The organism is Actinomycetospora sp. C-140 (assembly GCF_054796175.1).
Genome location: NZ_JBTWNF010000012.1, coordinates 25652 through 38312 on the forward strand (window position 1 = coordinate 25652; position 12661 = coordinate 38312).

Annotated in this window: 13 protein-coding genes; 7 read left to right on the top strand and 6 right to left on the bottom strand. The window is 75.0% G+C overall.

Annotated features, from left to right (window positions below; translation table 11 throughout):
- Positions 1–29 precede the first annotated feature (29 nt).
- From ACR9E3_RS19805 to ACR9E3_RS19820, 4 genes are all read left to right on the top strand, one after another.
- Positions 30–965 carry an ACP S-malonyltransferase gene (locus tag ACR9E3_RS19805; RefSeq protein ID WP_460382236.1) on the top strand — a complete coding sequence of 312 codons (936 nt, stop codon included), beginning with the start codon at positions 30–32 and terminating at the stop codon, positions 963–965.
- Positions 962–1942, top strand: coding sequence for a beta-ketoacyl-ACP synthase III (locus tag ACR9E3_RS19810; RefSeq protein ID WP_460382237.1), 981 nt, complete (start codon positions 962–964; stop codon positions 1940–1942). Before ACR9E3_RS19805 ends, ACR9E3_RS19810 begins: the two co-directional genes overlap by 4 nt.
- A 91-nt stretch (positions 1943–2033) precedes the next feature.
- Positions 2034–2276, top strand: coding sequence for an acyl carrier protein (locus tag ACR9E3_RS19815; RefSeq protein WP_116710334.1), 243 nt, complete (start codon positions 2034–2036; stop codon positions 2274–2276).
- Between the two features lie 11 nt (positions 2277–2287).
- Positions 2288–3550 (top strand): beta-ketoacyl-[acyl-carrier-protein] synthase family protein, encoded by a 1263-nt coding sequence (locus tag ACR9E3_RS19820; protein ID WP_460382238.1) that lies wholly within the window; start codon positions 2288–2290, stop codon positions 3548–3550.
- A gap of 82 nt (positions 3551–3632) precedes the next feature.
- Here ACR9E3_RS19820 and ACR9E3_RS19825 read toward each other — a convergent pair whose 3' ends face one another.
- Together ACR9E3_RS19825 and ACR9E3_RS19830 are read right to left on the bottom strand one after the other, a co-directional pair.
- Positions 3633–4238: a hypothetical protein gene (locus ACR9E3_RS19825; protein ID WP_460382239.1), complete on the bottom strand. Its 606-nt coding sequence runs from the start codon at positions 4236–4238 to the stop codon at positions 3633–3635.
- A gap of 65 nt (positions 4239–4303) precedes the next feature.
- Positions 4304–4795, bottom strand: a complete 492-nt coding sequence (locus tag ACR9E3_RS19830) for a DUF3145 domain-containing protein (RefSeq protein ID WP_460382240.1) — start codon at positions 4793–4795, stop codon at positions 4304–4306.
- Positions 4796–4961: 166 nt separating this feature from the next.
- Here ACR9E3_RS19830 and ACR9E3_RS19835 point away from each other — a divergent pair, with 166 nt between their 5' ends.
- Positions 4962–6170 (top strand): MFS transporter, encoded by a 1209-nt coding sequence (locus ACR9E3_RS19835; protein ID WP_460382241.1) that lies wholly within the window; start codon positions 4962–4964, stop codon positions 6168–6170.
- A gap of 138 nt (positions 6171–6308) precedes the next feature.
- Here the strand turns inward: ACR9E3_RS19835 and ACR9E3_RS19840 are convergent, their stop codons facing one another.
- On the bottom strand, positions 6309–6449 hold the full coding sequence (locus tag ACR9E3_RS19840; RefSeq protein WP_460382242.1) for a hypothetical protein: 141 nt from the start codon (positions 6447–6449) through the stop codon (positions 6309–6311).
- 553 nt (positions 6450–7002) lie between these two features.
- On the opposite strand from ACR9E3_RS19840, the gene ACR9E3_RS19845 reads away from it, so the two are divergent.
- Positions 7003–8304, top strand: a complete 1302-nt coding sequence (locus ACR9E3_RS19845; RefSeq protein ID WP_460382243.1) for a GGDEF domain-containing protein — start codon at positions 7003–7005, stop codon at positions 8302–8304.
- Between the two features lie 6 nt (positions 8305–8310).
- Here ACR9E3_RS19845 and ACR9E3_RS19850 read toward each other — a convergent pair whose 3' ends face one another.
- The gene (locus ACR9E3_RS19850) at positions 8311–9489 is read right to left on the bottom strand and encodes an acyl-CoA dehydrogenase family protein (RefSeq protein ID WP_460382244.1); all 1179 of its coding nucleotides are present in this window, start codon (positions 9487–9489) and stop codon (positions 8311–8313) included.
- A gap of 4 nt (positions 9490–9493) precedes the next feature.
- Positions 9494–9988, bottom strand: coding sequence for an NUDIX domain-containing protein (locus ACR9E3_RS19855; protein WP_460382245.1), 495 nt, complete (start codon positions 9986–9988; stop codon positions 9494–9496).
- Positions 9989–10056: 68 nt separating this feature from the next.
- Between ACR9E3_RS19855 and ACR9E3_RS19860 the strand changes: the two genes are divergently transcribed.
- Positions 10057–11157, top strand: a complete 1101-nt coding sequence (locus ACR9E3_RS19860; protein ID WP_460382246.1) for a carboxylate-amine ligase — start codon at positions 10057–10059, stop codon at positions 11155–11157.
- A gap of 46 nt (positions 11158–11203) precedes the next feature.
- Here the strand turns inward: ACR9E3_RS19860 and ACR9E3_RS19865 are convergent, their stop codons facing one another.
- Positions 11204–12649, bottom strand: a complete 1446-nt coding sequence (locus tag ACR9E3_RS19865) for a DUF2867 domain-containing protein (protein ID WP_460382247.1) — start codon at positions 12647–12649, stop codon at positions 11204–11206.
- Positions 12650–12661 lie beyond the last annotated feature (12 nt).

A 12661-nucleotide genomic window follows, 5' to 3' on the forward strand; every position in this document is an offset into this window, starting at 1 on the left:
CCGACGTGGGGCCGTGATGAGGTGAGCACGTGATCGCGATCCTCGCTCCCGGCCAGGGCGCCCAGAAGCCCGGCATGCTCGCCCCGTGGCTCGACCGCCCCGAGGCCCGCGGGCGGCTCGAGGCGTTCTCGGACGCCGCCGGGCTCGACCTCGTCCACCTCGGCACCGACGCCGACGCCGCGGCGATCGAGGACACCGCGGTGACCCAGCCGCTGCTCGTCGCGTCCGCGCTGCTGGCGTGGGACCAGCTGCGCCTCGAGGTCACCGTCCCCGACGACGCGGTGGTCGCCGGCCACTCCGTCGGTGAGCTGGCCGCCGCCGCGATCGCCGAGGTCATCGACGCCGAGCAGGCCGTGGCGCTCGCCGCCGTCCGCGGACGCGAGATGGCCGCGGCGTGCGCCGCCGAGCCGACCACCATGGCGGCAGTCCTCGGCGGCGACGCCGAGGCCGTGCTCGCCCGCCTCGCCGAGCTCGACCTCGAGCCCGCCAACCGCAACGGCTCGGGCCAGGTGGTCGCCGCCGGCCGCAAGGACGCCGTCGACGAGCTCGTCGCGAACCCGCCCGAGGGCGCCCGCGTGCGGCCGCTCTCGGTCGCCGGCGCCTTCCACACCCGCTTCATGGAGCCCGCCGAGAAGGCGCTGGCGTCGTGGGTCGGCGAGCACCGTGACGAGCTCGCGCCCGCGGACCCGTCGCACCCGCTGCTGCAGAACGCCGACGGCGCGGTCGTCACCAGCGGGTCGGAGTTCCTCGACCGTCTCGTCGCCCAGGTGACGCGCTCGGTGCGCTGGGACGCGTGCATGGACACGATGGCCGAGCGGGGCCTCGACGCCGCCGTCGAGCTGACCCCGGCCGGCACGCTCACCGGGATGGTGAAGCGTCAGATCAAGGGGACGCCGGTCGGAAACATCAACACCCCTGACGACCTCGAGAAGGCCGTCACGATGCTCCGCGGGGAGGCCGCGTGAAGCTCCAGCTCGCCACCCAGAGGCCGGGTGCCCGCATCCTCGGGCTCGGCAGCATGCAGCCCGACCGCGTGGTGACCAACCACGACCTCGAGAAGATCGTCGAGACCAACGACGAGTGGATCCAGAGCCGCGTCGGCATCGTCGAGCGCCGCTTCGGGTCCGAGAAGGACTCGGTCGTCTCGATGGGCGTCGACGCCGGGTCGAAGGCCCTCGCCGACGCCGGTCTGGCGCCGACCGACCTCGACGCCGTCATCGTCGCCACCTGCACGATGCCCAAGCCGATCCCGAACGCCGCCGCCCAGACCGCCGACCGCATCGGCGTCAACGGCATCGGCGCGTTCGACGTCAACACCGCCTGCGCGGGCTTCTGCTACGGCACGGGGCTGGCCGGCGACATGATCCGGTCCGGCACGGCGGAGCACGTGCTCGTGATCGGCTCGGAGAAGCTCTCCGACTGGCTCGACATGCAGGACCGCTCGACCTGCATCATCTTCGCCGACGGCGCGGGCGCGGCCGTGCTCGGCCCGGCGGCGAGCGACGACGAGGTCGGGGTCGGCCCCGTGGTCTGGGGCGCGGCCGGCGACCTCGTGTCGAGCATCCACATCGACGAGACCGACGCGCTGCGCCAGGAGGGCCAGGCGGTCTTCCGCTGGGCCACCACGAAGATCGCGCCGGTGGCCCTGCGCGCCGTCGAGGCGGCCGGGCTGAAGCCCTCCGACATCGACGTGCTGGTGCCCCACCAGGCGAACCTGCGCATCGTCGAGGCGATCGCCAAGCGCCTGCGCCAGGTCGGTGGCCGCGACGACCTGCGCGTCGCCGACGACATCCAGCACTCCGGCAACACCTCGTCGGCGTCGATCCCGCTGGCCATCGACCACATGCGCGGGGCCGGGCGGGTGAAGTCCGGCGACGTCGCCCTGATCGTCGGCTTCGGCGCCGGCCTGTCGTACGCCGCGCAGGTCGTGGTCCTGCCGTGATCCTCCTGCCTGTCACCGCGCCGCCCTGATCTGCCCTACGGTGCCCACCACCCGGGCACGGCCCGAAGTACCCGCACCAGAAAGGACGCCCGTGGCGACCAACGAAGAGATCCTGCCCGACCTCGCGAGCATCGTGGAGGAGGTGGCCGGCGTCGACGCCGCGGAGGTGACCTCCGAGAAGTCGTTCGTCGACGACCTCGACATCGACTCGCTGTCGATGGTCGAGATCGCCGTGCAGGCCGAGGACAAGTTCGGCGTCAAGATCCCGGACGACGAGCTCGCGAAGCTCACCACCGTCCAGGACGCCGTCGACTACATCTCCAACCACTCCTGAGGGGCGACTCCGTGAGCAGCACCGGCCAGGGGGTCGTCGTCACCGGAATGGGCGCGACGACCCCGCTCGGCGGCGACGTGGCGACCACCTGGGACGGCCTCCTGGCCGGTCGCAGCGGTGCGTCCAAGATCGAGGAAGACTGGGTCGACACCTACGAGCTGCCCGTCAAGATCGCGGCGCAGCTCGCCACGGAGCCGACCGAGATCATCAAGCGCGTCGAGGCCCGCCGCCTCGATCGCAGCGAGCAGACCGCGGTCATCGCGGCGCGCGAGGCCTGGCAGCACGCCGACCTCGGCGACTACCCGTCGACCCAGGACGGCTCGCCCAAGGTCGACGCCCTGCGGCTCGCCGTCATCATCGGCACCGGCATCGGCGGGGCGCTGACCCTGCTCGGCCAGGACGACATCCTGGAGCAGCAGGGCCTGCGCAAGGTCGCCGTGCTGACCATCCCGATGCTCATGCCCAACGGCCCGGCCGCGCACGTCGGGCTCGAGTTCGGCGCCGCCGCGGGCGTGCACGCCCCGGTGTCGGCCTGCGCCTCGGGCGCCGAGGCCATCGCCTGGGGCTGGCGGATGCTGCAGGCGAACGAGGTCGACGTCGTCGTCGCCGGCGGCACCGAGGCCTGCATCCACCCGATCACCCTCGCCGGCTTCAGCCAGGCCCGCACGATGGCCCTGCGGAACGACGAGCCCGAGCGCGCCTCGCGCCCGTTCGACACCGGCCGCAACGGCTTCGTGCTCGGCGAGGGCGCGGGCATGGTCGTGATGGAGCGCGAGGAGTTCGCGACGGCGCGCGGCGCCACGGTGCACGGGCGACTCGCGGGCATCGGCACCAGCGCCGACGCGTACCACATCACCGCGCCCGACCCCGAGGGCACGGGCCAGTCCCGCGCCATCGCGGCCGCCCTGCGCACGGCAGGCCTCGAACCGTCCGACGTGGGTCACGTGAACTGCCACGCCACCGCGACCAGCGTGGGCGACGTGGCCGAGACCGTGGCGGTGAAGAAGGCGATCGGCGACCACCCGGTGCTCACCGCACCCAAGGGCTCGCTGGGTCACCTCCTCGGCGCGGCCGGGGCCGTCGAGGCGATCTCGACGATCCTCTCGGTGCGCGAGGGCCTCATCCCGCCGACCGCGAACCTCGAGGACCTCGACCCCGACGTCACCCTCGACGTCGTCGCCAGCGAGGCCCGCAAGACGTCGCTGGACGCCGCGATCAGCGACTCCTTCGGCTTCGGCGGGCACAACGTCTGCCTGGCCTTCACCCCGGCCTGAACGCTCGCCTGAGTGCAAGCCTGGCGTCCACGCTGACGTTCACCGTCAGGCAAGCCGCCAGCTCGGCTGCGCACGTCCTGGTTCAACAGGGCGTGCGCAGCTGGCTGCCCGGCCGCGGGTCGACCAGCCGCGGCGCGCCGCCGCCGGTCTCGACGACGGCGCTGACCTGCCAGCACAGGCGCGGCACGCGCACGTCCGGCGGCGCGACGGCCGGGTCCTGCGTCGTGACGTACCCGAGCGGCACGACGAGCTCGCCGCCCGCCACGGGGTCGATGCGCCGGATGACCACCGACCCGACCCGCTGGGTGCGGGCGGTGGCGGCGAACGTCGCCGGGTCGACGCGCGCGTCGGGCACGAGGGCCGCCTTGTAGGCGGTCAGGTCGCCGGCGTTGCGCGCGTCGGTCCAGCGCTGGAGGAGGTCGCGCACGGCGCCCGACTCCGGGTGCGCCGCGGCCGCGGCGGACAGCGACACGGCGGCCGGCCCCGCCGACCCGTCGCCCGGGAGGTCGGCGCCGACGAGCACCGGGCCCGTGTCGCCGATCGCCGACCGCCCCACGGCGGCGGCCCGCGCCCCGAGCAGGGCGCCGGCGACGACGAGCAGGACCAGGGCGACGGCGAGCACGATCGGCAGGACGATCCCGGGGCGCAGCCGATCGGCCAGCGCGCCGTCACGGAACCGCCCGAGCATGCCGTCCAGCCTGCCAGCCCTCCCGTCGACGCCTCAGCGCGGCACGGACCGCGAGGGCGCGGTGATCAGCCGACCTGGTGCAGGCGCACCGGCGCGGCGCCGTCGCCGGCGAAGCGGAACTCCTCGAGGGCGGCGTCCCAGCGGGTACCCAGCAGGTCGTCCAGGCGGCGGGTCAGCGACTCGCGGGTCGACGCCCCGGCCAGGGCGGCACGGACCTGGTCCTCGCCGAGCACGATGTCGCCGTTGGCGCTGGTGCGCCCGTGCCACAGGCCGAGCCCGGGGACGTGGCTGAAGCGCTCGCCGTCGGTGCCGGGCGACGGGTCCTCGGTGACCTCGAAGCGGACCATGCCCCAGGCCCGCAGCGCGGTCGCCAACCGGGCCGCGGTGCCGACGGGTCCGTCCCACGACACCTCGGCACGCACCGACCCCGGAGCCGCGTCCTGCGCGGTCCAGTCCAGCACGACACGAGCGTCGAGGACGCTCGAGATCGCCCACTCGACGTGCGGGCCGACCGCAGACGGCGACGAGTGGACGTAGATCACGCCACGGGTGCTCACTGCTGACCTCCGACTCGACGAGAAGCGCCTTCCCCAACGTCCTCGCGAGCGGGCAGAGATCGAACTGATCGCAACCGGGACGCAGTGTGCACCGTGATGCTCTTGTGGCGCCAGTGTCACCGGATTCCGGGCGTGTCGGGCCCGAGATCCGTAGAGTCGTCCCACCGTGACCGAGGATGACCGTCCACACACGGACGGTGCCCGGTTCCGTGACGTCCTCGCCGACGCCCAGTTCCGCGCCCTCTGGCTCGCGCAGCTGCTCTCGGTCCTCGGCGACCAGGTCGCCCGCGTGGCCCTCGCGGTGCTCGTGTTCACCGAGACCGCGTCCGCCGGGCTCACCGCGCTGACCTACGCGCTGACGTTCCTGCCCGACCTCGTCGCCGGCCCGCTGCTCTCCGGCATCGCCGACCGGGCGCCGCGGCGGGCGACGATGGTGGTCACCGACCTCCTGCGCGCGGGCCTGCTCGCGCTCATGGCCGTGCCGGGGATGCCGTTCTGGGCGCTCTGCCTGCTGGTCGTCGCGGGCCAGCTGCTCGCCGCTCCCTTCGCGGCCGCCCGCGCGGCGATCCTGCCGCACGTCCTGCACGGGGAGCGCTACGTCGTGGCGTCGGCGATCTCGGGGACGACCTACCAGAGCGGGCAGGTGCTCGGCTTCGCCCTGGGCGGCCCGCTCGTGGCGGCCGTCGGGGTGCCGACCGCCCTGCTGGCCGACGCGGCGACGTTCGTCGTCTCCGCGCTGATCCTGCGGTACGGGGTCGTCGAGCAACGGGCGACCGGCGGGTCCCACGAGCACGCCCGGCTGCGCTCCGGCGCACGGATCGTCGCGGGCGACCGGCGCCTGCGCGCCCTCGTCGCCCTCGCCTGCGTCTCGGCGTTCGTCGTGACGATCGAAGGGCTCGCGGCGCCCTACGCCGCGGCGCTCGGCGGCGGGCCCGTCGCGGTCGGCCTGCTCCTCGCGGCCAACCCGCTGGGCGCCGCGCTGGGGATCGTGCTGCTCGCCCGCCTCGTCCCGCCGCACGCCCGCGCCCGACTCCTCGGCCCCCTCGCGGTGGCCTCGTGCGTGCCCCTGGTCGCCTCGGCGCTGGACCCGCCGCTCGCCGGGGTCATCGCGCTGTGGGTGCTGTCGGGGCTCTTCTGCGCCTACCAGGTGCCGGCGAACGCCGCGTTCGTCGCCGCGGTGCCCGACGCCCATCGCGGCCAGGCGTTCGGGCTCGCCGTCACGGCCCTGCGCGTCACCCAGGGCCTCGGGGTGCTCCTGGCCGGCCTGCTCGCCGAGATCACCGGCCCGGCGCCCGCCGTGGCCGTGGCCGGGGCCGCCGGGGTGCTCGTCGCCCTCGCGTGCGCGGTCGCGTGGTCCCGGGCCCGCGCCCCGTGACGCCCGCCCGACCGAACGGCGCCGCGCCCGCACGAACGGCGCTCTCGCTGCCACCGAAGCAGCGAGAGCGCCGTTCGTTCCGCGACGTGCGGGGCGATCGGCTGCCGTCGCTCCCCCACCCGGCGACGGCGCGGCCGATCAGTGCCAGTTCGAGTCGGCGAAGTGCCAGTTGGAGTCCCGGTGCCAGTTCGAGTCCGCGACGTGCCAGTTCGAGTCGCGGTGCCAGTTCGAGTCCGCGACGTGCCAGTTCGAGTCGCGGTGCCAGTTCGAGTCGGCCACGGAGGGCTCCTTTCGTGATCATCAGGAACGTCGCGCGGGACGGGTGGGACCCGGCGACACGGACGTGGCCCATCGCACACTCCGTGTGATGGACCGCGCCGCGACGCCGGGCGCCGTGCGACCACCCTCCGCATTGACGGAGAGCGACCGAACTGTCACATCCGGCGCCGGTCCGCGGCGCATCCGCCCCTTGATGCTCATCAATGGAGCTGTGCGTGACCAGACGGCGACTGGGCGTCAACCAACGGGGTGATCTCTTCCCAATGGGTGACGCCTGCTGCCGAGATCCACAGACCGTCGGTACCGTGTTCCGCACACGGGAGCCGCCCGGTGCGGTCCCGACGGGGCCTGGAGGAGGTCACACATCGTGACGGCGCGCGAGCCCTGGCGGGCTCCAGGAGAGCCCGGTTCCGGGCTTGCTCCCGCGCCCGGAGCAACCCCGCCCGACCACCCCGTACGCCCGGTGACGGCGGTGGCCGCCTCGGCCGACGGGGACCGCCCCGTGCGCCCCGTTCGTCCCAGTCGGCGTCGCGAGTCGGCGGCGACGGGCCCCGTGTCCGACGTCACCGCCTCGCCGGCCGAGCCCCCCTACCGCCGTTTCGACCTCCGCCGTGCCGACCCGCGGCGGTGGAGCCTCTGGCAGGCCCCGCGCCGGGTCGTCGTCGCCGTCCTGCTCGTCGACCTGATCGCCGTGGTGCTCTCGGTGGCCGTCGCCGGGCTCGAGCCCGTCGGCGCCGCCGACTGGCGCACGCTCGGCCTGCTCGTCCTCGGGCTCGTCGTCCACGTCGAGACGGCGCGCGGCATCGAACGGCGCCGCGAGATCGTCGCCGACGGCCAGCCCTACATCGAGCTGAAGTCCGTCTGGAGCTTCGCGGGGCTGCTCCTGCTCCCCCTGGGCCTCGCGCTGGCGCTCGTCGTGGTGACGTTCGCCTACTGGTGGCTGCGGGTCAGCCAGCGTCCCGTCGTGCACCGGTGGACGTACTCGGCCGCGACGGTGCTCATCGCGTCGGTGGCGGCCTGGGCCGTCCTGGAGCTGATGCCCGGTGGCCTGCTGGTCAAGGTGGCCGGCCCCGTCGGGCTGCTGGTGCTCGTGGCCGCCGGACTGACCCGCTGGGTCGTCAACCACGGCCTCGTCGTGTTCATGATCTGCCTGAGCGCCCCCGGGACGCCGTGGTGGAAGCGGCTCGGCTCCCCCACCGACACGCTGATCGGGCTCGGCGCGCTCGCGCTCGGCGCCGCGCTGGCCGTCGTCGCGCTGACGACGCCGTGGCTGCTGCCGGTCCTGCTCGTCCCCGTGATGGGGATGCACCGGGGCTTCCTCATCCAGCAGTTCGCCCGCGCGGCGCGCACCGACCCCAAGACCGGCCTCGCCAACGCCACCGCGTGGCGCGACCAGGCCGACCGCGAGCTCGCCCGCCTGCGACGCCGCGGCGGCGAGCTCGGCGTGATCATGGTCGACATCGACGCCTTCAAGGCGATCAACGACCGGCACGGGCACCTCGTCGGCGACGCCGTCCTGCGCGCCGTGGCGGACACCCTGCGCTCGGAGGTCCGGCCCTACGACGCGGTGGGGCGCTTCGGCGGCGAGGAGTTCGTGGTGCTGCTCGCCGAGGCCGGGCCCGAGGAGGTCGGGCGGATCGCCGAGCGCCTGCGCCGCAGCATCAGCGAGTGCGAGGTGACCGTCGCCCCCACCCTCGGCGGCGGCACCGTCACGGGCCTGACGGCCTCCATCGGCACCGCGACGTTCCCGCAGGCCTCCCGCGACGTCGACGGGCTGATGGTCAGCGCCGACACCGCGCTGTACGCCGCGAAGCACGGGGGCCGCAACCGCGTGGAGTGCGCACCCCCGCGCTGAGGACGCCTACCGGAACGCCGCGATCCCCGTGACCGCCTGGCCGATCGAGAGCGCGTGCATCTCCTCGGTGCCCTCGTAGGTCAGCACGGTCTCGAGGTTCGTCATGTGCCGGAACACCGGGTACTCGAGGGTGATCCCGTTGCCGCCGAGCACCGTGCGGGCGCTGCGGGCGACGTCCAGCGCGGCGCGCACGTTCGCCATCTTCCCGAAGCTGACCTGCGACGGGTGGAGCTGCTCGGTGTCCTTGAGCCGCCCGATCCGCGAGGCCGTCAGCCCGGCCTGGTTCACCGCGACGACCATGTCGGCGAGCTTGCGCTGGGTCAGCTGGAACCCGGCGATGGGCTGCCCGAACTGCTCGCGGTCGATCGCGTAGGACAGCGCGGACTCGTAGCAGGCCCGGGCGGCCCCGACCGCGCCCCAGAGGATCCCGTAGCGGGCCTCGTTGAGGCAGCTCAACGGACCCTTCAGCCCGGTGACCTCGGGGAACACCGCGTCCGCGGGCAGGCGCACGCCCTCGAGCACCAGCTCGGCGGTCAGCGACGCGCGCAGCGAGAGCTTGTGCTTGACCTCGTTCGCGGTGAAGCCCGGCGTGTCGGAGGGCACCACGAACCCGCGGATGCCCTTCGAGCCGGCGTCCGGGTCGGTCTGTGCCCAGACCACCGCGACGTCGGCGAGCGTGCCGTTGGTGATCCACATCTTGGTGCCGTCGAGCACCCAGTCGTCCCCGTCCCGGCGGGCCCGCGTGCGCATCGAGCCCGGGTCCGAGCCCGCATCGGGTTCGGTGAGGCCGAAGCAGCCCAGCGCGTCGCCCGTGGCCATCGACGGCAGCCAGCGCTGCTTGTGCTCCTCGGAGCCCCACCGGTGCAGCGCGTACATGGCGAGCGAGCCCTGCACCGACACGAAGCTCCGCAGCCCGGAGTCGACGGCCTCGAGCTCGCGACAGGCCAGCCCGTAGCTCGTCGCGTTGGTCCCCGCGCACCCGTAGCCCTCGAGGTGCATCCCCAGCAGGCCGAGCGAGCCCAGGCCCTTGGCGATGTCGCGCGGCAGGGTGTTCGACTCGTACCACTCGGCGATGCGCGGCTCGAGCTCCGCGGCCGCGTAGTCGCGGACCGCGTCGCGGATGTCGCGCTCCTCGGCGCTCAGGTCGGCGTCGACGGCCAGGAAGTCGCTAGGATCCGGAGACATGCCCTCACGGTAGGCGGTCGACGGCGTCGTCACTGGCCCAGAACTGGGCGAACCCCGGATGGAGCGGGAGGTCACCCACCTCGTCCACCGGCGTCCAGCGCAGCTCGGTGGCCTCGCCGTCGGTCGGTTCCAGGGCGGGGGCCTCGGCGGTCTCGAGGCGGCCGTGGACGGTCACGTAGGACCAGCCGCCGTGGTCGTCGACGGTCTCGTCGGTCAGGCGGACCCGGGACGGGTCGACGCCGGTCTCCTCGACGGCCTCGCGCAGCGCCGCCTGGCGCGCGGTCTCGTCGCTGTTGCGCGCGCCGCCGGGGATGCCCCAGGTCTCGCCGTGGTGGCTCCACCAGACGCGGTGTGCGAGCAGGACCCGCCCGCCGTGGCGCAGCAGCAGCCCCGCCGCGCCGAAGCGGCCCCAGTGGCGGTGCCCGGCGTCGCAGACCACCCACCCGTCGCCGTCGCCGCGTCGAGGGGTCGAGCTCCGCTCTGCTGCGTCTCCCGGCACGACAGATCACCGTAGGCGCTGCCGACCCGCCGGGCAGGACGTGCGGACCGGTGCGGTGGGATGGCGGGATGAGCGACCTGCCCCCGTTCGGGGCCGAGGAGGAGCTGCTGCTCGTCGATCCCGGGAGCGGCGCGCCGCGGGGCCGGTCGGGCGCCGTGCGCGACGAGGCGTCCGGCGACCTGGACGGCGAGATGCGCACCGAGCAGGTCGAGACCGCAACGGCGCCGCACCACACCGCCGAGGACCTCGCCGCCGACCTGCGCCGCCGGCGCCGCGAGGCCCGGGACGCGGCGCGGGCGTCCGGGGTCGACGTCGTCGGTCTCGCGACGTCGCCGGTCGCGCCGGAGACCGAGGCCGCCTCGGCCGCCAACACCGAGGGCCGCTACGGGCGGATCGCCGAGCGCTTCGGGCCGATCGCCACCGCGCAGCTGACGAGCGGGCAGCACGTCCACGTCGAGGTCTCCTCGCCCGAGGAGGGCGTCGGCGTGCTCGACCGGATCGGCCCCTGGCTGCCGGTGCTGCGGGCGCTGGCGGCGAACTCGCCGGGCTGGCAGGGCCGCGACACGGGCTATGCCAGCTACCGCTCGGTGGTGTGGTCGCGCTGGCCGTCGGCGGGCCCGACGCGCGTGTTCGGCTCGCTCGCGGCCTACGACGCGGCGGTCGAGGCCATGCTGGCGACGGACACGGTGCTCGACGAGGCGATGGTCTACTTCGACGCCCGCCTGTCCCGGGCGCTCGGGACGGTCGAGGTCCGCGTGACCGACGTGGCGCTCGAGGTCGATGACGCCGTGCTGGTCGCGGTGCTCTCCCGCGCGCTCGTGGCCACCGCCGCCCGGGCGCACCAGCGGGGCGAGGAGCTGCCCACCGCCCCGATCGAGGCGCTGCGCCTGGCGCACTGGCGCGCCGCGCGCTGGGGGCTGACCGCCGACCTCGTCGACCCCCGCGGCGGCGGCACCGCGCCGGCCCGCGACGTCCTCGACGCCCTGCGCGCGCACGTGGCCGAGGCGCTCGACGAGGCCGGCGACGGCGACCGCGCCGCCGACGGCTGCGCCCGCCTGCTCGCCGAGGGCACCGGGTCGGAGCGCCAGCGCGCCGCCGCGGGCTCAGCAGGCGACGGCGACACCGACCTCACCGCCATCGTCCGCGACGCCCGCGACCGCTTCCTCTGAACGGCCGTACGTGAGCAGTTGGCGCCCCGGCAGGGGCGCCAACTGCTCACATGGAGGCGGCGCGCGCGGTGATACCCCGGGCCATGGCGCCGAAGAGGGCGGGGGCGGCGGCGCGCAGGGCGGTGCCGTAGGCCACGCCGGCGAGGCCCGAGGCCGCGAAGCACACCGCGAGGCGCAGGTGTGAGCCGTGGCCGGAGACGTCGGGGTCGACCGCGAGCTCCAGGGTCGTCGTCCCGGGCTGGCGCAGCTCCGAGCGCAGGCGCAGCGCGGTGCCGGACGCGACCGACTCCACGCACCATCCGTCGACCACGTCGCCGACCTCGAGCGGCCGGCCCTCCGGGCGCCCTCGGTAGGCGCCGACCCCGCCGAGCAGCTGGTCGGCCCAGCCCCGCAGCGTCCAGGCGCCGAGCGGGACGTACCAGCCGGTGTCCCCGCCGATGCCGTCGACGACCGACCAGAGCACGTCCGCGTCGGCGGGGCAGGGCTCCCCGGTGCTCCAGCGGTACACCGCGCCCCCGGACCCCGCGGGGTCGGCGGGCGAGGCGAGGGCGGGGTCGTCGAGGTCGGGCCCGCCGGCGCGGCGCAGCCCCAGCGCCGCCCGCACCGCCGCGTCGTACGTCGTGCGCCCGCCGGGCGGCGGCCCGATGAGCGTCAGCACGTCGTCCTCGGCACAGACCAGGTCCTCGGACAGCGACTCGATCAGCGGCGTGACGAGGTGCCGCGACAGCGGTGTGAGGGCCTCCACGACGCGGCCGGCCAGCGCGGGCCCGCCGGGAGGGACGGGGACGGGCACCGGGACGGCGGCGCTCTGCGGGAGCCCGGCCAGGCGCAGGTAGCGCCGGATCAGCTCGAGGTAGCTCAGGACGTCCGGGCCGCCGACGTCGAAGCGGCGGTTCACGTCGTCGGGGAGGTCCAGCGCGCCGACGAGGTAGTGCAGGACGTCGGCGATCGCGACCGGCTGCGTGCGGTGGGCGAGCCACGGCACGGCGGGCAGCACCGGCACGCGCTCGGCGAGGTAGCGGATCATCTCGAAGCTCGCCGAGCCCGACCCGACGACGATCGAGGCCTCGAGCGCCGCGGTGGGCACCGGGCCGTCCAGGAAGACGTCGGCCACCTCGGCCCGCGACGAGAGGTGCCGCGACGTCGTCGCCGACGACGGCCGCAACCCCCCGAGGTAGACGAGGCGCCGCACGCCGGCGTCCGCCGCGGCCGCGTCCACCACGCGGGCGGCCGCCCGGTCGCGGTCCGGGAAGTCCTCGTGCTCGAGGGCGTGGGCGAGGTGGACGACGGCGTCGGCGCCCTCGACCAGGGTCGCCACGGCCGCGGCGTCGGCGAGGTCGCCGGGGACGACGTCGACGCGCTCGGCCCAGCCGGTGGCGGCGAGCTTGCCGGGAGTGCGGACGAGGACGGTGACGTCGTGGCCCGCGGCGAGCAGACGCCCCACCAGGCGCACCCCGACGTAGCCGGTTCCCCCGATCACCGCACAGCGCATGCGGTCATCCTC